Annotated in this window: 23 protein-coding genes; 15 read left to right on the top strand and 8 right to left on the bottom strand. The window is 69.0% G+C overall.

What is annotated here, in order from left to right; translation table 11 throughout:
* Window positions 1–307 precede the first annotated feature (307 nt).
* The 5 genes from DIE21_RS06770 to fahA are packed head-to-tail and all read left to right on the top strand — an operon-like array spanning window position 308 to window position 6265.
* Window positions 308–1984: an FAD-dependent oxidoreductase gene (locus DIE21_RS06770; RefSeq protein ID WP_124496956.1), complete on the top strand. Its 1677-nt coding sequence runs from the start codon at window positions 308–310 to the stop codon at window positions 1982–1984.
* A gap of 41 nt (window positions 1985–2025) precedes the next feature.
* Window positions 2026–2256 carry a DUF2783 domain-containing protein gene (locus DIE21_RS06765; protein ID WP_124496955.1) on the top strand — a complete coding sequence of 77 codons (231 nt, stop codon included), beginning with the start codon at window positions 2026–2028 and terminating at the stop codon, window positions 2254–2256.
* On the top strand, window positions 2253–3614 hold the full coding sequence (locus DIE21_RS06760) for an MFS transporter (RefSeq protein WP_124496954.1): 1362 nt from the start codon (window positions 2253–2255) through the stop codon (window positions 3612–3614). Before DIE21_RS06765 ends, DIE21_RS06760 begins: the two co-directional genes overlap by 4 nt.
* Window positions 3615–3629: 15 nt before the next feature.
* Complete coding sequence (hmgA, locus tag DIE21_RS06755) at window positions 3630–4964, top strand: homogentisate 1,2-dioxygenase (RefSeq protein ID WP_124496953.1); 1335 nt, start codon at window positions 3630–3632, stop codon at window positions 4962–4964.
* The gene (gene fahA, locus DIE21_RS06750) at window positions 4961–6265 is read left to right on the top strand and encodes a fumarylacetoacetase (protein WP_124496952.1); all 1305 of its coding nucleotides are present in this window, start codon (window positions 4961–4963) and stop codon (window positions 6263–6265) included. The genes hmgA and fahA overlap by 4 nt, the downstream gene beginning before the upstream one ends.
* 134 nt (window positions 6266–6399) lie before the next feature.
* On the opposite strand, the gene DIE21_RS06745 is transcribed toward fahA, so the two are convergent.
* From DIE21_RS06745 to DIE21_RS06725, 5 genes are all read right to left on the bottom strand, one after another.
* Window positions 6400–7560, bottom strand: a complete 1161-nt coding sequence (locus tag DIE21_RS06745) for an MFS transporter (protein WP_124496951.1) — start codon at window positions 7558–7560, stop codon at window positions 6400–6402.
* 93 nt (window positions 7561–7653) lie between these two features.
* A complete protein-coding gene (locus DIE21_RS06740; RefSeq protein ID WP_124496950.1) occupies window positions 7654–8823 on the bottom strand; it encodes an MFS transporter in 1170 nt (389 codons plus the stop codon).
* A 265-nt stretch (window positions 8824–9088) separates the two neighbouring features.
* Window positions 9089–9838: a 5,6-dimethylbenzimidazole synthase gene (gene bluB, locus DIE21_RS06735; protein WP_124496949.1), complete on the bottom strand. Its 750-nt coding sequence runs from the start codon at window positions 9836–9838 to the stop codon at window positions 9089–9091.
* Window positions 9839–9963: 125 nt separating this feature from the next.
* On the bottom strand, window positions 9964–10962 hold the full coding sequence (locus tag DIE21_RS06730; protein WP_124496948.1) for a 2-hydroxyacid dehydrogenase: 999 nt from the start codon (window positions 10960–10962) through the stop codon (window positions 9964–9966).
* Window positions 10963–10992: 30 nt separating this feature from the next.
* Window positions 10993–11979 carry a LysR family transcriptional regulator gene (locus DIE21_RS06725; RefSeq protein WP_124496947.1) on the bottom strand — a complete coding sequence of 329 codons (987 nt, stop codon included), beginning with the start codon at window positions 11977–11979 and terminating at the stop codon, window positions 10993–10995.
* A 26-nt stretch (window positions 11980–12005) separates the two neighbouring features.
* Here DIE21_RS06725 and DIE21_RS37115 point away from each other — a divergent pair, with 26 nt between their 5' ends.
* From DIE21_RS37115 to DIE21_RS06715, 3 genes are all read left to right on the top strand, one after another.
* Window positions 12006–12362, top strand: coding sequence for a hypothetical protein (locus DIE21_RS37115; RefSeq protein ID WP_185640606.1), 357 nt, complete (start codon window positions 12006–12008; stop codon window positions 12360–12362).
* A 68-nt stretch (window positions 12363–12430) separates the two neighbouring features.
* A complete protein-coding gene (locus DIE21_RS37110) occupies window positions 12431–12694 on the top strand; it encodes a hypothetical protein (protein ID WP_185640607.1) in 264 nt (87 codons plus the stop codon).
* Window positions 12695–12730: 36 nt separating this feature from the next.
* Window positions 12731–13942 (top strand): alanine--glyoxylate aminotransferase family protein, encoded by a 1212-nt coding sequence (locus tag DIE21_RS06715; RefSeq protein WP_124496946.1) that lies wholly within the window; start codon window positions 12731–12733, stop codon window positions 13940–13942.
* Window positions 13943–14059: 117 nt separating this feature from the next.
* Here the strand turns inward: DIE21_RS06715 and DIE21_RS06710 are convergent, their stop codons facing one another.
* Entirely contained in the window at window positions 14060–14995 is a 936-nt protein-coding gene (locus DIE21_RS06710) for an AraC family transcriptional regulator (protein ID WP_124496945.1), read from the bottom strand.
* A gap of 133 nt (window positions 14996–15128) precedes the next feature.
* Between DIE21_RS06710 and DIE21_RS06705 the strand changes: the two genes are divergently transcribed.
* From DIE21_RS06705 to DIE21_RS06695, 3 genes are all read left to right on the top strand, one after another.
* Entirely contained in the window at window positions 15129–16019 is an 891-nt protein-coding gene (locus DIE21_RS06705) for a DMT family transporter (RefSeq protein ID WP_124496944.1), read from the top strand.
* Between the two features lie 119 nt (window positions 16020–16138).
* Entirely contained in the window at window positions 16139–16804 is a 666-nt protein-coding gene (locus DIE21_RS06700; protein WP_124496943.1) for a hypothetical protein, read from the top strand.
* Window positions 16805–16867: 63 nt separating this feature from the next.
* A complete protein-coding gene (locus DIE21_RS06695; protein WP_260432330.1) occupies window positions 16868–17407 on the top strand; it encodes an RES family NAD+ phosphorylase in 540 nt (179 codons plus the stop codon).
* Window positions 17408–17434: 27 nt separating this feature from the next.
* Here the strand turns inward: DIE21_RS06695 and DIE21_RS06690 are convergent, their stop codons facing one another.
* Complete coding sequence (locus tag DIE21_RS06690) at window positions 17435–18649, bottom strand: MFS transporter (RefSeq protein WP_124496941.1); 1215 nt, start codon at window positions 18647–18649, stop codon at window positions 17435–17437.
* Window positions 18650–18998: 349 nt separating this feature from the next.
* Here DIE21_RS06690 and xdhA point away from each other — a divergent pair, with 349 nt between their 5' ends.
* The 4 genes from xdhA (at window position 18999) to DIE21_RS06670 (ending at window position 24266) form a co-directional block, all read left to right on the top strand.
* On the top strand, window positions 18999–20555 hold the full coding sequence (gene xdhA, locus DIE21_RS06685) for a xanthine dehydrogenase small subunit (RefSeq protein ID WP_124496940.1): 1557 nt from the start codon (window positions 18999–19001) through the stop codon (window positions 20553–20555).
* Window positions 20556–20573: 18 nt separating this feature from the next.
* Window positions 20574–22937, top strand: a complete 2364-nt coding sequence (gene xdhB, locus DIE21_RS06680) for a xanthine dehydrogenase molybdopterin binding subunit (RefSeq protein WP_124496939.1) — start codon at window positions 20574–20576, stop codon at window positions 22935–22937.
* 168 nt (window positions 22938–23105) lie between these two features.
* Window positions 23106–23768, top strand: a complete 663-nt coding sequence (gene xdhC, locus DIE21_RS06675) for a xanthine dehydrogenase accessory protein XdhC (protein WP_124496938.1) — start codon at window positions 23106–23108, stop codon at window positions 23766–23768.
* A gap of 96 nt (window positions 23769–23864) precedes the next feature.
* Complete coding sequence (locus DIE21_RS06670) at window positions 23865–24266, top strand: polyketide cyclase (protein ID WP_124496937.1); 402 nt, start codon at window positions 23865–23867, stop codon at window positions 24264–24266.
* Between the two features lie 54 nt (window positions 24267–24320).
* Here the strand turns inward: DIE21_RS06670 and DIE21_RS06665 are convergent, their stop codons facing one another.
* A complete protein-coding gene (locus DIE21_RS06665) occupies window positions 24321–25268 on the bottom strand; it encodes a LysR family transcriptional regulator (protein WP_124496936.1) in 948 nt (315 codons plus the stop codon).
* Window positions 25269–25309: the final 41 nt, after the last annotated feature.

Raw genomic sequence — 25309 nt, 5'->3', positions numbered from 1 at the left:
GGCTTGGCGTTTCGCTCATATGGTTATCCCATCCCCGAGACGATGGCTAGGGTTTACGTTGATTTCACTATTCGTAATTGGTTTTACTATTCGTAAATCCAAGGATGTGTCGCCGATCAAGAAAAGCGGCGTTCGGGCGCCCGGAGCGGCGTCGTGTCCCGAATCGAATCAACAGGAAGCAAGGAGCGAGACGTGGCGGGTGACAGGAAGTGGGCTGAGCAGGGCGGGCCGCGACAGCGGCGGGCAACGGGCGTGGGCGGAACGACGGGTCGCGCGCCGGCGTGCGCACGGCAGGGCTGAGGAGCGGATGGCGACCATGAGCATCGATTACCAGACGCTGAAGTTCGACTACCGGCCGCGCGCGGCGCGCGCCGCCGAAGACGACACGGCCATCCACCCGGTGATCGTCGTCGGTGCAGGCCCGGTGGGCCTGTCGGCCGCGATCGACCTGGCGCAGCAAGGCGTGCCGGTCATGCTGCTCGACGACGACGACACGCTGTCGACGGGCTCGCGTGCGATCTGCTTCGCGAAGCGCACGCTCGAGATCTTCGACCGGCTCGGCTGCGGCGAGCGCTTCGTCGACAAGGGGGTGAGCTGGCACGTCGGCAAGGTGTTCCTGCAGGACGAACAGCTGTATGCGTTCGACCTGCTGCCGGAGGAGGGGCATGCGCGCCCCGCGTTCATCAACCTGCAGCAGTACTACGTCGAAGGCTATCTGGCCGAGCGCGCGTTCGAGCTGCCGAATCTGGAGATTCGCTGGAAGCACAAGGTGACGGGCGTCGCGCAGTCGGCGGACCACGCGGCGCTGACCGTCGAGACGCCGGAAGGCATCGAGACGCTGCGCGCGCAGTACGTGATCGCGGCCGACGGCTCGCGCAGCCCGATGCGCGCGGCGATGGGCCTCGAGAGCCGCGGCCGTACGTTCAAGGACCGCTTCCTGATCGCCGACGTGAAGATGAAGGCGGAATTCCCGACCGAGCGCTGGTTCTGGTTCGATCCGCCGTTTCACCGCAACCAGTCGGTGCTGCTGCACCGCCAGCCCGACAACGTGTGGCGGATCGACTTCCAGCTTGGCTGGGACGCCGATCCGGTCGCCGAGAAGCAGCCGGAGCGCGTGATCCCGCGCGTACGCGCGCTGCTCGGGGCGGACGTCGAGTTCGAACTGGAATGGGTGAGCGTCTATACGTTCCGCTGCCAGCGGATGGATACGTTCCGGCACGGCCGCGTGCTGTTCGCCGGCGATTCCGCGCACGGCGTGTCGCCGTTCGGCGCGCGCGGCGCGAACAGCGGCGTGCAGGACGCGGACAACCTCGCGTGGAAGCTGAAGCTCGTGCTCGACGGCCGCGCGGACGACCGCCTGCTCGACACCTATGCGAGCGAGCGCGAGTTCGCGGCCGACGAGAACATCCGCAATTCGACGCGCTCGACCGACTTCATCACGCCGAAGAGCGCGGTGTCGCGCGTGTTCCGCGACGCGACGCTGAAGCTCGCGCGCGACTGTGAGTTCGCGCGCAAGCTCGTGAACAGCGGCCGCCTGTCGGTGCCGGCCGTGCTGGCCGATTCGCCGCTGAACACGCCGGACCGCAACGGCGACGCGTTCGCGTGCGCGATGCGCGCGGGTGCCGCGGCAGCCGATGCGCCGGTGCGCGCGCAGGGCGCGTCGGGCTGGCTGCTGCGGCATCTGGGCGACGGCTTCGCGGGCGTGCTGTTCGGGCTGCCGGGAGACGCGGCCGCGCTCGTGCAGGCGCTCGACGGCCTCGCGCTGCCGGTGCGGCCCGTGCTGGTCGTGCCGGCCGGGCAGGCGCAACCGGTGGCCGGTGTCGACGTCGTGGAGGACGTCGACGGTTTCGCCGCGCAGCGCTACGACGCGAAGCCCGGCACGTTCTACCTGCTGCGCCCCGACCAGCACGTGTGCGCACGGATGCGCACGCTCGATCGCCAGGCGATCGCCGACGCACTGGCGCGCGCGACCTGCGCACGCTGACCATCGCATTGGACACGACAACGACACCGGAGACACCCGTCATGCCCCGACTCGACACCCGCCCGCGCCTGGCCGACCCGGACGCGTTCTACGAAGCGCTGATCGACATGCATCGCGACCTGTCGGACGCCGACAGCCAGCTCGTCAACGCGAAGCTGATCCTGCTGCTCGCGAACCAGATCGGCGACGCCGACGTGCTGCGCGAAGCGATGGCGCTCGCGCGCCAGGGCGTGAGCCCGCCCGTGCATCCGGCCGCCGAGGTTGCGCAATGAGCGCGGCGCCGGCCGACGCGCGCGTGCTCGAAGTCGAGCGCGTGATCGACGAGACCCATCGCCCGGCCTTTCACTGGATGCTGCTCGTGCTGTGCGGGCTGTGCCTCGTGATCGACGGCTTCGACGTGCAGGCGATGGGTTATGTCGCGCCCAGCGTGATCGCCGAATGGGGCGTGCCGAAGCAGGCGCTTGGGCCCGTGTTCAGCGCGAGCCTGTTCGGGATGCTGCTCGGCGCGCTCGGGCTGTCGGTGCTGGCCGACCGGATCGGGCGGCGCCCGGTGCTGATCGGCGCGACGCTGTTTTTCGCGGTGACGATGCTCGCGACCCCGTTCGCGGGCTCGATCCCGGTGCTGATGGCGCTGCGCTTCGTCACGGGCCTGGGCCTCGGCTGCATCATGCCGAACGCGATGGCGCTGGTCGGCGAGTTCAGCCCGGCCGCGCATCGCGTGAAGCGGATGATGATCGTGTCGTGCGGCTTCACGCTCGGCGCCGCGATCGGCGGCTTCATCAGCGCCGCGCTGATTCCGGCGCTCGGCTGGCGCTCGGTGTTCTTCGTCGGCGGCGCGGTGCCGCTGGTGCTGACGCTCGCGATGTTTGCGCGCCTGCCGGAGTCGCTGCAGTTCCTGGTGCTGAAAGGGCGCGACGCGCAGGCACGCGCGTGGCTCGCGCGCTTCGCGCCGCAGGCCGGCATCGATGCGAGCACGCGCGTCGTCGTGCGCGAGCGCGCGGCGAGCGGCGCGCCGGTCGCCGAGCTGTTCCGCGATGGCCGCCGGCCGGTCACGCTGCTGCTGTGGGCCATCAGCTTCATGAACCTGATCGATCTGTACTTCCTGTCGAACTGGCTGCCGACCGTGATGCGCGATGCGGGTTATGCGCCGGGCACGGCAGTGATCGTCGGCACGGTGCTGCAGACGGGCGGCGTGGTCGGCACGCTGTCGCTCGGCTGGTTCATCGAACGCCACGGCTTCGTGCGTGTGCTGTTCGCGTGCTTCGCCTGCGCGGCCGTCTCGGTCGGACTGATCGGCTCGGTCGCGCATGCGCTGCCGTGGCTGCTGCTCGTCGTGTTCGCGGGCGGCTTCTGCGTGGTCGGCGGGCAGCCAGCCGTGAACGCGCTCGCGGGCCAGTATTACCCGACGTCGCTGCGCTCGACCGGCATCGGCTGGAGCCTCGGCATCGGCCGGATCGGCTCGGTGCTCGGGCCGCTCGTCGGCGGACAACTGATTGCGCTCAACTGGACCAACGGCGCGCTGTTCCATGCGGCCGCGGTGCCGGTGCTGTGCTCGGCGCTGTTCGTGCTGGGACTGGCCGGCGTCACGCGGCGCAACGGCGCGCAGGCGCCGAACGCCGCCATGAATTGATGGAGAAAGGAAACGATGACGCTTGACCTGTCGAAACCGGCGAGAGCCGGCTACCTGAGCGGTTTCGCGAACGAATTCGCGACCGAGGCGCTGCCCGGCGCGCTGCCGCACGGCCGCAACTCGCCGCAGCGCGCACCCTACGGGCTGTATGCGGAGCAGCTGTCGGGCACCGCGTTTACCGCGCCGCGCAGCCACAACCGCCGCTCGTGGCTGTACCGGATCCGGCCGGCGGCCGTGCACCGGCCGTTCGAGCCGTTCACGGGCCCGCAGCGGCTCGTGTCGGAATTCGGCGACTCGGCCGACGTGCCGCCGACGCCGCCGAACCAGCTGCGCTGGGATCCGCTGCCGATGCCGGTCGAGCCGACCGATTTCGTCGAAGGGCTCGTGACGATGGCCGGCAACGGCTCGGCGGCCGCGATGAACGGCTGCGCGATCCACCTGTATGCGGCGAACCGCTCGATGCAGGACCGCTTCTTCTACAGCGCCGACGGCGAACTGCTGATCGTGCCGCAGCAGGGACGGCTCTTCATCGCGACTGAATTCGGCCGGCTCGACGTCGAGCCGTTCGAGATCGCGGTGATCCCGCGCGGCGTGCGTTTCTCCGTCGCGCTGCCGGACGGCGACGCGCGCGGCTACATCTGCGAGAACTTCGGCGCGCTGCTGCGCCTGCCGGACCTCGGCCCGATCGGCTCGAACGGGCTCGCGAACCCGCGCGACTTCCTCACGCCGCAGGCCGCGTACGAGGATCGCGAAGGCGCGTTCGAGCTGGTCGCGAAGCTGAACGGGCGCCTCTGGCGCGCGGACATCGGCCATTCGCCGTTCGACGTCGTCGCGTGGCACGGCAACTACGCGCCGGTCAAATACGACCTGCGCCTGTTCAACACCATCGGCTCGATCAGCTATGACCATCCCGATCCGTCGATCTTCCTCGTGCTGCAGTCGCCCAGCGACACGCCGGGCGTCGACTCGATCGACTTCGTGATCTTCCCGCCGCGCTGGCTCGCGGCCGAGGATACGTTCCGCCCGCCCTGGTTCCACCGCAACGTCGCGAGCGAATTCATGGGGCTGGTGCACGGCGCGTACGACGCAAAGGCCGAGGGCTTCGTGCCGGGCGGCGCGAGCCTGCACAACTGCATGTCGGGCCACGGGCCCGACGCGGACACCTTCGAGAAGGCGTCCGCGAGCGACACGACGAAGCCGCACAAGGTCGACGCGACGATGGCGTTCATGTTCGAAACCCGCACGCTGATCCGGCCGACGCGCTACGCGCTCGACACCGCGCAGCTGCAGGCCGACTACTTCGAATGCTGGCAAGGCATCAAGAAACACTTCAATCCGGAGCAGCGATGAGCGACACCCAAGACTGGCGCGCGACGCTCGACCCGGCTCGCAAGAGCTGGGTCGAGACGGCGAACGATCCCGCCTGCGATTTCCCGATCCAGAACCTGCCGTTCGGGATCTTCAGCGACGCGAAGCAGGCGGCGCGCCGTGCGGGCGTCGCGCTCGGCGACCAGGTCGTCGACCTCGCCGCGCTTGCGCGCGCGGGCCTCGTGACGCTGCCGGCCGGCGCCGACGTGTTCGCCGTGCCGACGCTCAACGCGTTCATCGCGCTCGGCCGCGACGCATGGCGCAGCGTGCGCGTGCAGCTGTCCGACCTGTTCTCGCGCGACCACGCGCGGCTGCGCGATGATGCCGCGCTGCGCGCGCAGGTGCTCGTCGCGCAGCGCGACGCGACGCTGCATCTGCCGGTCGACATTCCCGGCTACACCGATTTTTATTCGTCGAAGGAACACGCGACCAACGTCGGCTCGATGTTCCGCGATCCGAAGAATGCGCTCCTGCCGAACTGGTCGGAGATGCCGATCGGCTACAACGGCCGCGCGTCGTCGGTGGTCGTGAGCGGCACGCCGGTGCGGCGCCCGAACGGGCAACTGAAGCTGCCCGACCAGGAGCGTCCGGTGTTCGGTGCGTGCCGCAAGCTCGACATCGAGCTGGAGACGGGTTTCATCGTCGGCCGCGGCAACGCGCTTGGCGAACCGATCGCGTGCGAGGACGCCGAAGCGCACATCTTCGGGATGGTGCTGCTGAACGACTGGAGCGCGCGCGACATCCAGCAGTGGGAATACGTGCCGCTCGGCCCGTTCAACGCGAAGACCTTCGCGACGACGATCTCGCCGTGGATCGTCACGCTCGACGCGCTCGAACCGTTCCGCGTCGCGCAGCCCGAGCAGTCGCCGCAGCCGCTCGCATATCTGCGGCACGCGGGCAGGCACGCGTTCGACATCGCGCTCGAAGTGACGCTGCGCGTGGAGGGGGCCGCCGAAGCGACGTCGATCTGCCGGACCAACTTCAGGCACATGTACTGGACGATGGCGCAGCAGCTTGCGCATCACACGGTCGCGGGCTGCAACACGCGCGTCGGCGACCTGATGGGTTCGGGGACGATCAGCGGGCCGACCCGGGATGCGTTCGGCAGCCTGCTCGAGCTGACGTGGAACGGCAAGGAGCCGCTCGCGCTGAACGGTGGCGGCAGCCGCGCGTTCATCGAGGACGGCGACGAACTCACGCTCGCGGGCTGGTGCCAGGGCGATGGCTATCGCGTCGGCTTCGGCGCGTGTGCAGGCAAGATCCTGCCGGCGCGCAGCGCGTAATACGTAACACGCAACGTGTGATCCGTAAGGACAGGGCGGCCCGCATTGCGCGGGCCGCTTTCGTTTTGCCGGCGAGCGGCGGTGCGTGTGCGCTTGTGCGTACCGATGCGTGGCGCCGCGCGCCGGCATCGGCGTCAGACCGCGCGCTGCAACGCGGCGCGTCGTTCCCATAGTGCGGCCGCAACGAACGCGGTGACGCAGACGACCAGCACGCCGATCAGTGCATTGCTGCCCAGCTGCTCCATCAATGCGCCCGCAACCAGCGGGCCGCCGAAGCTCGCGGCGCTCCACGATGCCGACACGAGCGAGCTCGCGGTGACGAGCGCCGCGCCGCGGAAGCGTTCGCCGCACGCGACGAGCGACAGCGTGTAGATGCTGCCGGCCGCCGCGCCGAGCGCGAACAGCAGCGGCCAGCACAGCCACGGATTCGCGATGACGAACGGCAGCAGCGGCAGGCCCGCGAGCACGATCCAGCCCGCGCCGAGGTGCACGCGTTCGCGACCGAGCTTGTCCGCGAGCCAGCCGATCGGGAACTGCATCGCGGTGTCGCCGAGCAGCATGATCGATGCGAGCAGCACGGCGGTCGCGCTCGCGACGCCATGATCCATCGCATAGAGCGGCAGCAGCGACAGCGCGAGCGTGTCGAACAGCGCAAAGAAGCCGGTGCCGATGATCAGCGCGGGCATGCGCGGCAGCACCGCGAGCCAGTGGTCGTGTTGTTCGTGATGCGCGTCGTCGCCGGCGAGCGGCGCGCGCCGGATCGTCGCGAGCGTCGGCAGCGCGAGCAGGAACAGCGCGCCGCACAGCGCGAAGCGGATGCTCGTCGCGCCGGCGATCTGGCTGACGAGCACGGGGCCCGCCATCTGGAACAGCGTGAAATTGGTCGCGTAGATCGCGACCACGCGGCCGCGTGTCGAATCGTCGGCGAGCTGGTTGACCCACGCTTCGCCGATCGTGAACAGCAGCATCAGCGCCGCGCCGCACAGCACGCGCAGCACGCCCCACAGGACCAGGTCCGACGTGAACTGCATCAGCGCGGTGGCCGCGGCGAGCAGCACGACCGACACGACGATCGCGCGGCGCGAGCCGATGTGTCGCGCGAGCGCGGTGACGAACGGGACGACCGCGAGGCCGCCCAGGGCCTGCGCGGCTGTCAGCATGCCGACGACGTTGGTGCCGTGTCCGGCTTCGGTCAGTGCGAGCGCGGTGAGCGGCAGCGTGGCGCCGGTGCCGAGGCCGACGACCGCGACGCTCAGGATCAGCGCGAGGAAATCGCGATTGAGAATGGCTTTCATCGGCGGGGATGCTACACCGGGGGCCTTGAAAGGTCCATGAAGGCCGTCAGGTTCGAATGGCGTTGCGTGCGCAACGAATGAATGGCCGTTGCGTTACACGTAGCCGGCCGGCCCGCTCACCGGGCGGCGTTCGAGCGATGCCGACCAGAGCGTGAGCGCGAGCGCCGCGACGGCCATCGCGGCACCGACCCACGGCAGGTTCACGAGCGACACGCCGGAGCCGATCGCCATCCCGCCGAGCCACGCGCCCGTCGCGTTGCCGAGGTTGAATGCGCCCTGGTTCAGCGTCGACGCGAGGTTCGGCGCATCGCTCGCGCGATCGACGATCAGGATCTGCAGCGGCGGCACGATCGCGAACGCGAGGATGCCCCACACGAAGATCGTCGCGAGCGCGGCGAACGGCAGGTGCATCGTGCCGGCGAACAGCGCGAGGACGATGCCGATCAGCGCGAGCGTCGCGATCAGCGACGGCATCCGGCGCCAGTCGGCGAGCTTGCCGCCGAGCGTGCCGCCGACGGTCAGGCCGAGGCCGAACAGCAGCAGCACGTAGGTGACCTGGCGCGGCGAGAAGCCCGTCACGTCCTCGAGGATCGGCGTGATGTACGTGAACACGCTGAACAGGCTCGCGGACGCGAGCACGCTGATGCCGAGCACCATCAGCACCTGCGGGTGCTTCAGCACGCTGAATTCGCGCGTGATGCTGGTGTCGGGCATCGCGAGATGCTTCGGCAGGCATACCGCGAGCGCGGCGGCCGCGGCGATGCCGATGCCGGTGACGGCCCAGAACGTCGCGCGCCAGCCGTAGGCCTGGCCGAGCGCGGTGCCGAGCGGCACGCCGAGCACGTTCGCGAGCGTGAGGCCGGTGAACATCAGCGCGATCGCCTGCGCGCGGCGGTTCGGCGCGACGAGGTTGCTCGCGACCACCGAGCCGATTCCGAAGAAGGCGCCGTGGCAGAACGCGGTGACGACGCGCGCGGCCATCAGCACCGCATAGCCGGGCGCGATCGCGCAGAACAGGTTGCCGGCGATGAACAGTCCGATCAGGCCCATCAGCGCGCGCTTGCGCGGCATCTTCGAGGTGACGATCGCGAGGATCGGCGCGCCGATCGTCACGCCGAGCGCGTAGCCGGACACGAGCATCCCGGCGGCCGGGATCGACACGCCGAGGTCGCGGGCGACGTTGGGCAGCAGCCCCATGATCACGAACTCGGTGGTACCGATTCCAAATGCGGCGACGGCAAGGGCGAAAAGAGGCAAGGGCATCGCGGTGGGCTACGGAAAAGACCGCGGCCCGAAGCCGGCGCGGGATGCGCGGGACGGGCGGGGCGGGGAGGCGTCAGCCGCGATTCTACTTCAGTGAAAACCCCTATGCTCGGGGTCAAAACGGATGTTGCCGGCGTGCGACGCGGTACGGGTGCGGTCGCGCCACAGTGTGGGATCTGGCGGTGTGTTCGACGGCGGCGGCGTGGCGAAATATCGGGTCGGAGCGAGGCTGGCGGCGCGTCCATGCCACGCGCCGTGCGCACGGTTACCGGTCGGGAAGCGTCCCGGCTGGTGCCGGGCCGGAGCCGCCGTCCGCTGCGCAAACCTCGGGCGACGGCGCCGACCCGGCGGTCGCCGCGCGATCGGCGGCCTGCGTCGCCGGCGCGTCCCAGCCGTTTTCGAACAGGCAGGCTTCGATCGGCATCCGTGCGGCCCAGCGCTCCTCCTCGAGCATCGGTTTCGCATAGAACGCGTCGACATGTCCGACGCACAGCACCGCGATCGGCTTCGCGCCGGCCGGCATGCCGAGCAGCGTGCGCAGCGCGTCGACGTCGAACAGCGACACCCAGCCCATCCCGAGCCCTTCGGCGCGCGCGGCGAGCCACATGTTCTGGATCGCGCAGGCGGCGGACGCGAGGTCCATCTCCGGCAGCGTGCGGCGGCCGAACACGTGGCGCTCGCGATCGTCGGTCAGCGCGACGACCAGCAACTCGCCGCATTCGCGCACGCCTTCGACCTTCAGCCGCATGAATTCGTCCTGCCGCTCGCCGAGCGCGTCGGCGGTCGCGCGGCGCTCGGCCTCGACCAGTGCATGGATCGCGGTGCGCAACGCGGCGTCGGTGATGCGGATGAAGCGCCACGGCTGCATGAAGCCGACGCTCGGCGCGTGGTGCGCGGCGCGCAGCAACCGCGCGAGCGTGGCCGGATCGACGGGCGCCGGCGTGAAGTGGCGCATGTCGCGCCGTTCGAAGATGGCGCGGTAGACCGCGGCAAGGGCGGAGTCGTCGAAACGCATGAGTGGCGGAAGCAGGGGGAGGTCGGCGCAACGATAGCAGACGCCGCGCGTGCGGCGTTACATCAGTCGAAACAAAATGGCGCATCGTTGACGGATCGCGTGCGCCGAACGCGGAATGCCGTGGATCAGCGTCCGGTCGTGACGACGTTGGTCGGCGTGCCGGCGTGCCACGCCTCGATGTTCAGCAGCGTCGTGTGCGCGATCTCGGCGAGCGCCTCGCGCGTGAAGAACGCCTGGTGCGACGTGACGATCACGTTCGGGAACGTCAGCAGGCGCGCGAGCACGTCGTCCTGCAGCGGCAGGTCGGAATGATCCTCGAAGAAGAGGCCGCTTTCCTCCTCGTACACGTCGAGCCCGAGATGGCCGAGCTGGCCGCTCTTGAGCGCGTCGACCAGCGCCTGCGCGTCGACGAGGCCGCCGCGGCCGGTATTGATCAGCATCGCGCCGTGCTTCATCCGCGCGAGCGTCTGCGCATTGATCAGATGATGCGTCGACGGCAGCAGCGGGCAGTGCAGGCTGACGATGTCGGCATGGTGCAGCAGCTCGTCGAGCTCGACGTAGCGCGCGCCGAACGCGATCAGCTCGTCGTCGTGCGGCGGCATCGAGTGCGCGAGCACGTGCATGCCGAAGCCCATCATGATCTTCGCGAACACGCGGCCGATCAGGCCGGTGCCGATCACGCCGACGGTCTTGCCGTGCAGGTCGAAGCCGAGCAGCCCGTTCAGCGAGAAGTCGCCTTCGCGCGTGCGCGCGACCGCGCGCGGCAGCCGGCGGTTGAGCGCGAGGATCAGCGCGACCGCGTGTTCGGCGACCGCATGCGGCGAATACGCGGGCACGCGCACGACCGCGATGCCGAGCCGCTCGGCGGCCGCCAGGTCGACATGGTTGAAGCCGGCCGAGCGCAGTGCGATGAGGCGCGTGCCGCCGTCGGCGAGCCGTTCGAGCACGGCCGCGTCGACGGTGTCGTTGACGAACGGACAGACAACCTCATAACCGTGCGCGAGGATCGCGGTTTCCGCGTCGAGATGCGACGGCTGGAAGTGCAGCCGATAGCCGAACTGCCGGTTGGCGGCGGTAAACGATTCGTCGTCGTACTGCCGGCTGCTGAACAGGATCACGCGCACGCTGCACCTCCGATGGCTGTCGCGTGCAGTTTACTGCAGGCCCGTCTGCCGGCCCGTGACGACATCGACGCGATCGGTCGTGCGCAGGAAGCCATAGCCGGTCCGCTCGCGGGCCGCCTGCACGCCGAAATGCTCGAGCGCGTGCTCGACGAAGCTGCGGGTGCGGGCCGGCACGTACTGGCGGTTCGGGTAGACGAGCGACAGCTGCGCGTCCGGGTCGTCGATCCGGTAGGCGGACAGCAGCCGCACCAGCGTGCCGGCGGCGAGCGCGTCGGCGACGCTCGGCTCGGGCAGCACTGCGATGCCGGACCCGGCGACGGCCGCCGCCTGCACGAGCGCCAGCTGGTTGACCGTGCAGGTCGGGCGCACGGTGATCGAATGCGTGACGCCGTCGTGGCCGACCAGCCGCCACGCGGGCGCATGCTGGTGCGGTGCGAGTGCGACCCAGTCGTGGCCAGGCAGGTCGTCGGGCGCGCGCGGCTCGCCGCGACGTTCGAGATAGGCGGGCGCCGCGCAGGCGACGAACGGGTTCGGCGCGAGTGCGTGGCCGATCAGTGTCGGGTTGCCGTCGAGCCGGTTGCCGGTCACGATGCCGACGTCGTAGCCCGAATCCAGCACGTCGAGCGGCCCTTCGGCGACGGTGAGCTGCACGCGCAGCTCGGGATAGCGGTGCCGGAAACTGCTGACGAGCGGCGTCAGCGCGAGCGGCGACAGCAGGCCCGACGCGACGACCCGCAGCGTGCCGGCCGGCTCGCGCACTGCATGCGCGACGGATGCCTCGAGATGATCGAATTCCTCGAGCAGCGCGCGACAGCCGTCGAGGTAGCGCAGGCCTGCCTCGGTCAGCGACAGGTTGCGCGTGGTGCGGTGGATCAACCGCGTGTTCAGGTGAGACTCGAGCATCGCGATCGAACGCGTGACGAGCGCATTGGATACGCCTAGATGGTGCGCCGCGCGCCGGAAGCTCTGCTGCTCGGCGACGCAGACGAACACACGCATGGTCTGAATCTGGTTCATGGCTCGCGGATTTCTGGCCCGGTTGATTGATTCTGGTGGTGATTTTTCGTGGCACGACCTGGAAACCGTCGCGCAACCCGCGGTTCTGGTCCGTATCGAAAAATCGGTTTTCGATTCTGCAGACGATTGTTGATTACAGAAGCGATATCCGTCAACCTGAGAAAAGGGGCGGGTTGCGGAAAATCGAAATCACGGGTATCGCTTTAACGAGGTGGGGTCGCAAGCGTGCGCCGGGGATAGTCGGTGGCGCATTGAAGTCGGCTGCCGGGTATTTGAATATTTCGTATGTTAATCAATGCCTTGTGTTTGATTCGGTGCGGCTGGATGCGGTAATGGGTGAAGTCGCTCACCAATTGATGTCGAGATTGTGGAGTTTTGAATAGGTTCGGTTTTCGCCGCCCGATTTCGCCTTCGCGATTTTTGCCGTGATGGCCAGTATTCCAGTCGATGCGTGGACCGTACTGAACGTCCGCATCGGGAAATCGTCGCAATATTGCCGGAGAAAATCGCGGGGGATCGAACCGCGAATGGAACCGTTTCGCATGCGGCCGGCAATGCCGCGACAATACGAAACCCGATCGTGCGACGTGTGCGCGGCCGGCTGGCCCGGTCCGTCGACCGGGCCAGCATCACGCTGTCCGGCCGCGCGTGCCTCTTGCGCGCGGCCGCGGAACGCGGAATCATCGATCAGTTCGCCATGCCGTGCGGCGGATGACGTCCGTGCGTTTTCTTCCTTCCTCTTTTGCCAGCCATGTCCATCGATTACTCGCCGATTCCCTGTCCCGTCGTCGTGCCGCTCGACGCGATCCTGCCCGAAGAACCGCTGCTGATGATGGGGGCCGGCCCGGTCCCGATCCCGGCCGCCGTCGCGAAGGCGAACACGATCGTGATCAACCACCTCGGCGCGACGATGGCGAAGATCATCGAGCAGGTGAAGGAGATGGCGCGCTACGTGTTCCAGACCCGCACGAAGTGGGTGCTCGGCGTCGCCGGCCCCGGCTCCGCCGCGATGGAAATGGCGATCTCGAACCTCGCGTGGCGCGGCACGCGCGTGCTGTCGATCCGCAATGGCTTCTTCAGCGCGCGGATGGCCGAGATGGCGACGCGCGTCGGCGCCGACGTCGCGACGCTCGAAGTGGCCGACCGCTCGGTCGCGAGCCTCGACGAGATCGCGGACGCGATCGCGCGCGAGCGGCCCGAGATCGTGACGATCGTGCAGGGCGAGACGTCGAACACCGTGTGGAACCGCGACCTGCGCGACATCGCGGCACTCGCGAAGGCGGCCGGCGCGCTGGTTGTCGTCGACGCGGTGTGCACGCTGTCGACGATGCCGCTCGAGATGGACGCGTGGGGCATCGACGCGGTGATCACCGGCGGCCAGAAGGGGCTGTCGTCGATCCCCGGCGTGTCGCTGATCGCATTCTCCGACGCCGCGTGGGAGCGGATGAAGCAGCGTCCGGAACCGAACGCGCACTGGTGCCTCGACATGGCGCTCGCGGAGAACTTCTGGCACAACGCGGGCTATCACTACACGGCGCCGGTGTCGGGCGTGCTCGCGCTGCACGAGGCGCTGCGCCTCGTCTGCGCTGAGACGCTCGAAAGCCGCTTCGCGCGCCACCTGCGCTGCTCGCTCGCGCTGCAGGCGGGCGTCGAGGCGATGGGGCTCACGCTCTATGCGCCGAAGGACTGCCGGCTCAATTCGGTGGTCGGGATCGAGACGCCCGAAGGGCTCACGCCCGGCATGGTGTGCGGCCATATCTCGAAGCAGTACCAGGTCGAGATATCGGGCTCGTTCGGGCTGCCGATCGTGCGGATCGGACAGATGGGCGAGCAGTGCCGCGAACACAACCTGTTCCGCACGCTGCATGCGTTCGGCCGCACGATGGTCGATCTGAAGGTACCGGTCGACCTGCCGGCCGGCGTGGCCGCGCTCGAGCAGGAACTGTCGCAGCGGGGCGTGTAAGCCAGGGGGAACCCGCGCGGGGGGCGCGCTTGCGGCGCTTCCGGCCCGGCGGTCGGCAACTGCCCCCGGTATGGCGAACGACGGTCGGCCGGCCTGGCCGCCTTTCGTCAACCGTGCTCAGCCGCCCTGCATCGCGCGCCGGTATGCATTCGGCGTCGTGCCGTGTGCGTCGCGAAAGCGGTGGCTGAAGTGGCCGGCGTTCGCGTAGCCGCATTCGGCGGCGACCTGCGCGAGCGGCAGCGCCGTCGTGCGCAGCAGCAGGCGCGCCCGCGCGAGTCGCTGCTCGGCGACCCACGCATGTGGCGCGCGGCCGAACGACAGCCGGAACATCCGCGAGAAGTGGTATTCGGACAGCGCGGCGACGTCCGCCAGTTCGCCGAGCGTCAGCGGCTGCGACAGGTAGCTGTCGATATAGTCGCGCACGCGGCGCCGCACGGCCGGCGCGAGCCCGCCGCGGAACGGCACGTCGGTGCGCGTCGTGCTCTGGCCGCGCAGCAGCAGGCTCAGCACGTCGTGCGCGGCCTCGTTCACGCGCAGCCGCCCATCGGCATCGTCCCAGCGCTCCAGCGCGAGCGACCGGAACTGCGCGGCGACGCGCGCATCCTCGAAATAGGTGCGGTCGGCGAGCTTCAGCTCGCGCGGCTCGCGATCGAGCTCGCGGATCGCGCGCTGCGTGAAGTGCTCGGGCAGGAAGTACAGGTGGATGAAGTGCATCTCGCCGCGCACCCACCAGCGCGATTCATGGTCGCCCGGCAGCGCGCACAGCAGGCTCGGCGCGCCGTAGCGCGGCACGCGTTCGCGCTCCGTCCGGTAGCCGCCGTCGAGATAGCACGACAGCGTGTGGTGGCCGGGCTGTTCGTAGATCGTCTCGCTTTCGTCGGTGATGCGCGTCCATTCGGCGATCGCGAGATGGTCGCCGAGCCACGTGAAACGCTCGAGCGTCGCGTTCGCGTCGGCGAGCGTTCGGCACACCGACTGCAGGCCGAACGGCAGCGCACCGCCGGCAAGGGCGGCCGCGTGATCGACGGGCGGGGCGTACAGGGGCGAACTCATGGTGCGACGAGTATAAGCGCGCGTGATGCGCGCCGTGCGGCGGCGAGAAAAAGAGCGCAATTCCGGACAATCCGCGCGGGCGGGGCGCCGGCATAGTCGGAGTCCGTTTCACTCGTTCCGCATCGTTGCCGCCATGAACCTGTCGCTTTATTTCGTCACCGTGCTGATCTGGGGCACCACCTGGATCGCGATCAAGTGGCAACTGGGCGCCGTGCCGCCGCCCGTGTCGATCGCGTGGCGCTTCTGGCTCGCCGCCGCCGTGCTGTTCGCGCTGCTGCGCGTGATGCGCCGGCCGGTCCGCCCGCCGCGCGAGGCGTGGCGCTACCTGGTCGCGCAGGGCGTCGCGCTGTTCTGCCTGAATTTCCTGTGCTTCTACTATTCGGAGCAGGTCGTGCCGAGCGGCCTCGTCGCGGTGATCTTCTCGACCGCGCCGCTGCTGAATTCGATCAACGGCCGGCTGTTCATGGGCCGCCCGCTGCGGCCGTCCGCGATCGCCGGCGCGCTGCTCGGGCTGACCGGCATCGCGTGCCTGTTCTGGCAGCAGATGGCCGGACACCTCGACGATCATGCGACGTGGACGGGCCTCGCGATCGCGTTCGCGGGCACGATGTGCTTCTCGGCCGGCAACCTGCTGTCGAGCCGGATGCAGTCGATGGGGCTGCACCCGCTCGTGACCAACGGCTGGGCGATGCTGATCGGCGCGGCGATTCTGACGGTCGGCAGCGCGCTGGCAGGATTGCCGTTCATGATCGATACGAGCCCGCGCTATCTCGGCGCGCTCGTCTATCTCGCGGTGCCGGGCTCGGTGATCGGGTTCACCGCGTACCTGACCCTCGTCGGCCGGATCGGGCCAGAGCGCGCCGCGTACTGCACGGTGCTGTTCCCGATCGTCGCCCTGGCCGTGTCGACGGTCTTCGAAGGTTACCAGTGGTCGCCGCTCGCGGTGATCGGGCTGCTGCTCGTGCTGGCCGGCAATCTCGTCGCGTTCGATCTGACGCGCAGGTTGTTTCTGCGCACGGCGTGACTGGCGTGCCATATGGCACGGCTTGGCCCGGTCCGGGTATCGCGCGAATTGGTTGACTTGGTTGACTTGGTTTTGATTTGGGGCTAGGCTTGATCCTCCGGTTGCATCAGGAGGTGATGATGGTCACGCACGCTCATGCGCTTGAAGGCGCCGCTACGATTCTCGATGTCGAGACCGAGGAGGCACTGCGCAGTGCCGTCGGCGCGGCGACCATGCTCGGGCCGGATCGCGCCCGTGCGCTGCTCAGGCTGTCGGATGAGCAACTAGGGCACCTGTTCAAGGTGGGCATCGCGCAGGTCATCGATCTGGCCGGCACGATCACGTTCGGTATCGCGGCAGCCGCGACGCGCGACAGGAAGCCATTGGGCCGGAAGAAGGGGACGACGGATACGCGCACCGGTGTCGCCGTCGCCGATCTGGAGCGGCGTGCGCAGGCTCAGCGACACGCGCTGGTTGCCGACGGCAAGCTGTTGCCGGCCGCGCAGATCTGGACCGGGCTCGGCATGACGCGGCAGGCGCTTAGCAAGGCGGTGGCGTCGGGGCGAATCTTCACGGTCGATGTCGGAGCCGCGCAGTACTACCCGGCGTTCTATCTGGCAGGCGACGTCGATCGCAAGACACTGGGGAGGGTGACCCAACGTCTCGGCGGCTTGCCGGGATGGAGCAAATGGCAGTTCTTCACGACACCCAAGGCATCCCTGGGCAACGTCACGCCGCTAGTTGCGCTGTCGCGCGGGAAGCTTGACGAGGTCGAGCGTGCCGCCACAGCGTTTGCGGAACGCTAGGAGGCGCATGTGTTGACGGCGCCGGGGAAACATTTCGGGAGCGCGACGCTCACGACCCGCGAGGTGGCGCCCGCGGCGCTGGTTCGCATCTCGCGATACGCGACCGGCGAGCCGCACTTCGGCAAGTCGGGCGGCAACCGCTTCGACGATCCGCGCCCGAGGCGGCGGTACGGCACCAGCTATTTCGGTTTCGATTTGCATTGCGCATTCGCCGAGACGGTGCTGCACGACGAAGTCGCCGATCTGGTGCTGGGCGGCTTTCCGCTCGTGACGACCGAACTCGATCGCTACGTGCTTGCATTTGACGGCACGCCGTTGACCGTGGCCGTCCTGCACGGCTTGCCGCTGAAGAACCTGGGCGGTGATGGCGCGTTGTCGACCATCGTGCCGTATGACGTTCCGCAGCAGTGGTCGCTTGCCGTCCACCGGCATCATCGGCGGGTCGACGGCTTTCTATACATGTCCCGCCATCTCAACACGTCGGAAGCGCTCGTGCTCTTCGATCGTGCCGAACCCAAGCTCTCGCTCACGAACGCCGTTCCGTTCCGGCGCCACCCTCAAGCCGTCCGCGTATTGCGGGACTTCAACGTGTTGCCGCGTTGAACGGCGCTGCACGTGCCGCAACACGGCTCAAGCCGCTGCGCCGCTCCCCGCGACCCGCGCCTGCCGCTGGTACAGCACCATCGACAGCGCGACGCCCGCCGCGGCGGCCACCGCCGCGAACAGGAACACCTGCGGATAGCCGAATGCACCGGCCACATAGCCGGCGAGCGGGCCGGTGATGCCGAGCGACAGGTCGAGGAACACCGAATACGCGGACAATGCCGCGCCGCGGCTCGCCGGCGGCACGAGCGCGACGGCCTCGACGCCGAGCGCCGGGAAGATCAGCGCGAAGCCGAAGCCGGTCAGCGCGGCGCCGACGAGCGCGACGTGCGGCACGGGCGCGAGCCACAGCAGCACGAGGCCCGAGCATTCGAACGCGAACGACACGATCGCGACGCGGAAGCCGCCGTAGGTCTTGATCGTATTCGCGAACAGCAGGCGCGCGCCGATGAACAGCGTGCCGAACACGGTCAGCGACAGCGCGGCGTTCGGCCAGTGGCGCGCCGCGTAGTACAGCGTGACGAAGGTCGCGATCGAGCCGAAGCCGGCCGAGCCGAGCGCGAGGCCGAGGCCGTGCGGCAGCACGCGGGTGAACACGCTCGCATACGACATCCGCTCGCCGTGCACGAGCGGCACGGAATCGATCAGGCGCGCGAGGTAGAAGCCGAGCGCCGCAAGCGCGATCACGATCACGCCGATCAGCGCCGGATTCAGCGTATGCGCGATGGCGACGCCGACCGGTGCGCCGAGCGCAAGCGCGCCGTAGGTCGCGATGCCGTTCCACGAGATTACCTTCGCGTTGTGCGCGACGCCGACCCGGCCGATGCCCCACAGGATCGCGCCGGTGCCGCACAGGCTTTCGCCGACGCCGAGCACGAGCCGGCTCGCGACCAGCAGCACGAGGCTCGCGACCGGCCAGTGAGCCAGCAGCAGCGCGACGAGCAGCAGCACGCCCGACACGCCGCAGCCGATCAGCCCGCGCAGCACCGTCTGCTTCGGCCCGAGCGTATCGGCGAAACGCCCGGCGAGCGGGCGTGACGCGAGCGTCGCGAAATACTGGACGCTGATCGCGCCGCCCGCGACGATCGCGGAAAAGCCGAGATCGTCGTGGACGAAGCCCGGCAGCACGGCGAGCGGCAGGCCGATGGTCAGGTAGCAGATGAACGTGAAGCAGACGACGGACACGATTTGCAGCGTGACGGCGAACCCGCTGCGCGGCGGTGTGGCGGAATCGGTTGACATGGGGTCGGATCGAATGAGCGAAACGAAACGGAAGGCGGCAAAAAACGGAATCGGGATTTTCCCATGGAACCGGTTTTCACGCAGGTACCATTTAGTTAATCGCGACCCGTTTCCGGTGCGGAAGGATCGATGACGGACCGGTGCGGGCAGGCGCGGAACCCAGGCGGGACAACGCGCACGACGCGCGTCGCGCGGCCCCGGCGCTCATATCGCGGCAGTTATATGGGCCCCATGCGTGATGGGCTATGGGTTGCGGAATTTGATGGTGATAGCGTGCAAACTGTCAGAGAAACGTCGGTCGAGCGCCCCGCGCAGGCCGCCTTGCCCCCACTTGAAGAACGACAGAGACATGAGTGAGCCGATTCGCTTCTACCATCGTCACGCGGTCCGCGAAGTCAGCGGCGCGGACGTCACCCGCACCGTGCTGCAATACCTGCGCGAGGATGCGCACTGCATCGGCACCAAGGAAGGCTGCGCGGAAGGCGACTGCGGCGCGTGCACGGTCGTCGTCGGCGAGCTGACCGACGCGGGCACGGTTGCGTTCAAGGCCGTCAACGCCTGCATCCAGTTCCTGCCGACCCTCGACGGACGTGCGCTGCTGACGGTGGAGGACCTGCGCCAGCCGGACGGTTCGCTGCACCCGGTGCAGCAGGCGATGGTCGATTGCCACGGCTCGCAATGCGGGTTCTGCACGCCCGGCTTCGTGATGTCGATGTGGGCGCTGTACGAGAAGCACGGCCACGAAGGCTGCGGCAGCGCGTGCGCGAAAGAGAAGGACGTGCCGACGCGCACCGAGATCGCCGATGCGCTGACCGGCAACCTGTGCCGCTGCACCGGTTACCGGCCGATCGTCGACGCGGCGGTCCGGATGTTTGATGCACCCGCGCCGGCGGCCCCGGTCGACACGGCCGCGCTGGCCCGCACGCTCGCATCGCTCAAGCGTGACGACACGTTCGACTACACGACGCTCGACGGCGCGCGCTTCGCGGCGCCGCGCACGCTCGACGCGCTGGCTGCGCTGAAGATCGAGCGTCCCGCCGCGCGGATCCTCGCCGGCAGCACCGACATGGGCCTGTGGGTCACCAAGCAGATGCGCCGGCTCGACGACCTGATCTACATCGGCCAGATCGCCGAACTGCAGAACGTCGTGCACGGCGACGACTGGATCGAGATCGGTGCGGGCGTGACCGTCGAAAACGCGTATGCGGCGCTCGCCGGCACATATCCGGAACTGACCGAAATGTGGAAGCGCTTCGCGTCGGTGCCGATCCGCAACGCGGGGACGATGGGCGGCAACGTCGCGAACGGCTCGCCGATCGGCGACTCGATGCCGGGCCTGATCGCGCTCGGCGCGCGGGTCGTGCTGCGCGGCGGCGACACGGTGCGCGAACTGCCGCTCGAGGCGCTCTACACCGGTTATCAGCAAAAGGACATGGCGCCGCACGAATTCGTCGTCGGCCTGAAGGTGCCGACCCGCACCGGCGCGCGCGCGAAGCTGCAGTTCCGTACCTACAAGCTGTCGAAGCGGTTCGACTCCGACATTTCTGCGGTGTGCGCGGCGTTCGCGTTCGTCGCGGACGGCGAGCTGATCCGCGAGCCGCGCATCGCGTTCGGCGGGATGGCCGCGACGCCGAAGCGCGCGACGCACACGGAAGCCGTGCTCGACGGCGCGCAGTGGCACGAAGCCACCGCGCAGGCCGCGATGCAGGCGCTCGAGCGCGACTACCAGCCCCTGTCGGACATGCGTGCGACGAGCACGTATCGCCTCGATACCGCGAAGAACCTGATGTATCGATTCTGGCTGGAGACGCGTCCGCACGATCCGCTGCCGCCGCAAGCCCTGAATGTGCGTGAAGTGGCCGCCGAAGCCGGCGCCGAAGCTGCCGATGTCCAGGCGCGCGTCTGAAGACGGAGAACACCGAACATGAACCAGCAAGCAGAACCGTTCCTGAGCACCCTCGACCCGCAAGCCGACGCCGCGCAGGTCCACGTCTCGCGCCCGCACGAATCCGCCCACCTGCACGTGAGCGGGCGCGCGACCTACACCGACGACATTCCAATCGTCGCCGGCACGCTGCACGCGGCGCTCGGGTTGTCCGCGAAGCCGCACGCGAAGATCGTGTCGATGAACTTCGACGCGGTGCGCGCGACGCCGGGCGTGGTCGCCGTGTTCACGGCCGACGATATCCCCGGCGTCAACGATTGCGGCCCGATCATCCACGACGACCCGGTGCTCGCGAAAGGCATCGTGCAGTTCGTCGGCCAGCCGATGTTCATCGTCGTCGCGACGTCGCATGAAATCGCGCGGCTCGCGGCGCGCCGCGCGCAGGTCGACTACGAGGAACTGCCCGCGATCCTGACCGCGCAGGACGCGCGCAAGGCCGAAACCTACGTGATCCCGCCGTTGAAGCTCGCGCGCGGCGACGCGGCCGCGCGGCTCGCCGCCGCGCCGCATCGCGAGTCGGGCGAGATGCTGCTCGGCGGCCAGGAGCAGTTCTACCTGGAAGGGCAGATCGCGTACGCGGTGCCGAAGGACGACGACGGGATGCACGTGTACTGCTCGACGCAGCACCCGAGCGAGATGCAGCACCTCGTCGCGCACGTGCTCGGTGTCGCGTCGCACAACGTGCTGGTCGAATGCCGCCGGATGGGCGGCGGGTTCGGCGGCAAGGAGTCGCAGTCGGGCCTGTTCGCGTGCTGCGCGGCGCTCGCCGCGTGGAAGCTGCTGTGTCCGGTGAAGCTGCGTCCGGACCGCGACGACGACATGATGATCACCGGCAAGCGGCACGACTTCCATTACCGCTTCGACGTCGGCTACGACGACGACGGCCGCCTCGACGGCGTCGCGCTCGACATGACGTCGCGCTGCGGCTTCTCGGCCGACCTGTCGGGCCCGGTGATGACGCGCGCGGTGTGCCACTTCGACAACGCGTACTGGCTCGGCGACGTCGACATCGCCGGCTACTGCGGCAAGACCAACACGCAGTCGAACACCGCGTTCCGCGGCTTCGGCGGCCCGCAGGGCGCGTTCGCGATCGAGTACATCCTCGACGACGTCGCGCGTGCGCTCGGCCGCGATCCGCTCGACGTGCGCTACGCGAACCTGTACGGCAAGACCGAGCGCAACGTGACGCCTTACGGGCAGACGGTCGAGGACAACGTGCTGCACGAGTTGCTCGGCGAACTCGAGACGACGAGCGACTACCGCGCGCGCCGCGCGGGCGTGCGCGAATTCAACGCACGCAACCCGGTGCTGAAGAAGGGCATCGCGCTCACGCCGGTGAAGTTCGGCATCGCGTTCAACGTCACGCACTTCAACCAGGCCGGCGCGCTGGTGCACATCTACACCGACGGCTCGGTGCTGGTGAACCACGGCGGCACGGAGATGGGGCAGGGGCTCAACACGAAGGTCGCGCAGGTCGTCGCGCACGAGCTCGGCATCCGCTTCGGCCGGATCCGCGTGACGGCGACCGACACGAGCAAGGTCGCGAACACGTCCGCGACGGCCGCGTCGACGGGCTCCGACCTGAACGGCAAGGCCGCGCAGGATGCGGCGCGCCAGCTGCGCGAGCGGCTCGCGGCGTTCGCGGCGAAGCAGTTCGGCGACGGCAAGGTCGATGCGGCCGACGTGAAGTTCGGCAACGACTTCGTGTGGGTCGGCGGCGCGAGCGTGCCGTTCGGCGAGGTGATCGCGAAGGCGTATCTCGCGCGCGTGCAGCTGTGGTCCGACGGCTTCTACGCGACGCCGAAGCTGTACTGGGATCAGTCGAAGCTGCAGGGCCGGCCGTTCTACTACTACTCGTACGGCGCGGCCGTATCGGAGGTCGTGATCGATACGCTGACGGGCGAGATGCGCACGCTGCGCGTCGATGCGCTGCACGACGTCGGCGCATCGCTGAACCCGGCGCTCGACATCGGCCAGGTCGAAGGCGCGTTCATCCAGGGGATGGGCTGGCTCACGACCGAGGAGCTGTGGTGGAACGCGGGCGGCAAGCTGATGACGCATGCGCCGTCCACGTACAAGATCCCGACCGTCAACGACACGCCGCCGGAGTTCAACGTGCGGCTGTTCCAGAACCGCAACGTGGAGGACAGCATCCATCGTTCGAAGGCCGTCGGCGAGCCGCCGCTGCTGCTGCCGTTCTCGGTGTTCTTCGCGGTGCGCGACGCCATTGCCGCGGTCGGCGACTACCGGGTGAATCCGCCGCTCGACGCGCCGGCCACCGGCGAGTCGATCCTGCGTGCCGTGCATGCGGTGCGTGCGGCGAGCGCCGCGCGGGCAGGCTGAGATGAGAATGACCCCCACGCTCACTTCGTTCGCTGCCCCCCGCGGGGGTGGTCAGCCTCCTTGGGGCGGCCCGGCGGAGGCTGATATGAAACGACCCCCACGCTCACTTCGTTCGCTGCCCCCCGAGGGGGCGGTCAGCCTCCTTGGGGCGGCCCGGCGGAGACTGACATGAACGGGCCCGCTCGTTCGCTGCGTGCCGCTTCGCACGGGCCCGCCGCCGGGTGTGACGGCGCATGCGGCACCGCACCGGCGCAGACGTTCGCGCCCGGCACCGGCCGGCGCAACCGCGCGACCGCCGCGCCGCCGCCGATGCACATCGTGCTGTTCGGCGCAGGGCACGTCGGTCACGCGCTCGTCACGCTGCTCGGCGCGTTGCCGTGCGTCGTGCAGTGGGTCGACACGCGCGACGAACTGTTCCCGGACGAATGTCCGCCGAACGTGCAGCCGGAGCCGACCGACACGCCGGAGGCCGTCGTCGACGCGGCGCCGCCCGGCGCATATTTCCTTGTGATGACGCACAACCACGCGCTGGACTTTTCGCTCGCCGCGCAGATCATGCGGCGGCGCGACTTCGCGTACTTCGGGATGATCGGTTCGCGCACCAAGCGCGTGAAGTTCGAGCGCCGGCTCGCCGCGCGCGGCGTCGACCCGGCGCGGCTCGCGGAGATGGTGTGCCCGATCGGCATCGCGGGCATCGTCGACAAGGCGCCCGGCGCGATCGCGGTGGCGGTGTGCGCGGAGCTGCTGCAGGCCCGCTCGGGCATGCCGGTGGCCGATGCGAAGGCGGCCGCGGCCGGGCGCGTGCGCGACGACGTGAGCTGCGCGCGGTAACGACGAGGGCCGAGACGCCCGACGCACGTCCGCGCGTTTTTGCCTACACTGCACGGATCGCGCGGCATCGGGCCGCGCGTCATGCGTGCAGGTGCCATGTCCGATCATCAGGTCTATCTCGACGCGCTCGATGCGAGCCTCGTCGCCATCGAGCGCTGGCTGTCCGGCGCCGATACCGCACCCGCGGCGCTCGATACGCTGCTCGTGCCTTTCTCCACCGATTTCACGATGATCATGACCGACGGCCGCGTGTTCGACCATGACGGCACGCGCGCGCTGTTCGCGAAGCTCGGCGGCGCGAAGCCGGGGCTGCGCATCGCGCTGTCGGACATCCGCGTGCTGGCGGCCGACGCGTCGCATGCGGTGCTCACCTATCTCGAAGCGCAGCACGCAGCGTCGGGCGAATTGCCCGCGCGTCGCGCGACTGCCGTGTTCGCGCGCGACGCGGCAGGCGTCGTGCGCTGGACCCATCTGCAGGAAACCTTCTGCACGGCCTGAGCGGCCGCGCCGCGTGATCCCGCGCGGGCCATCCCGTGCCGGGTCAGCGCCGGTTCAGCGCTTGCGGCCGCGCGCGGCCGTCAACTCGTCGGACACGCTCTGCATCAGCGCGCACAGCCACGCGATGTCGGTCGGGCGATCGGGTTGCGGGTGCGTGAGCAGGTAGCTCTTGATGCGCGGGAACGGCACGGGCGGCGCGACGACGACGAGCGGCAGCAACTGCGCATAGTGCGTCGCGAAGCGGCGCGTCGTCGTGAAGATCAGGTCCGACTGCAGCAGCACCTGCGGCACGATCCCGAAGTACGGCAGCGTTGTCACGATCCGCCGCGTGAGGCCCGCGCGTGCGAGGCCGATCTCGATCGCGTTGCGCTTGTCGCCGGTGTACGGCGTCGGCGCGACGTGCGCGGCCGACGCATACGCCTCGCGCGTGAGCGGTTCGCGCGCGAGCGGATGCGCGTCGCGCATCAGGCATACGATCGTGTCGGAGAACAGGTCCTGGCGCGCGAAGTGCGGGTCGGGCTTCGGCCAGTTGCCGATCACGAGATCGAGCGCACCCGATTCGAGCGCCTCCGCGTGATCGAGCGCGGGATTCAGCGAGTCGATTTCCAGATGCGCATGCGGCGCCGCGTCGCGAAAGCGCTCGATCAGCGTCGGCATGAAGAAATCGTTCAGGTAGTCGGGCGCGGCGACGCGGAACGTGCGCCGCGCGGACGACGGGTCGAAGTCGCCGTGCGGCGTCGCGATGAAGTCGACCTCGCGCAGCGCGCGCGATGCCGCACCGAGCAGCGACGCGCCATATTCGGTCGGCACCATCCCCGACTTGCCGCGCACGAGAATCGGGTCGTTCAGCGTCTCGCGCAGCTTGCGCAGCGCGGTGCTGATCGCGGGCTGGGTCTGGTTCAGCCGCAGCGCGGCCTGCGTGACGCTGCGCTCGAGCAGCAGCGTGCGCAATACGCGCACGAGCCAGATATCGAGCGAGGCGGTACGGTCGTCGTCTTCCATCGGGGCGGGGTGATTCAGGCGAAGCGTAACCTTACCGCAGG

It is taken from the genome of Burkholderia sp. Bp9140 (genome assembly GCF_003853425.1).
GTDB lineage: Bacteria > Pseudomonadota > Gammaproteobacteria > Burkholderiales > Burkholderiaceae > Burkholderia.
This window is presented reverse-complemented; position numbering and strand designations above follow the sequence as displayed.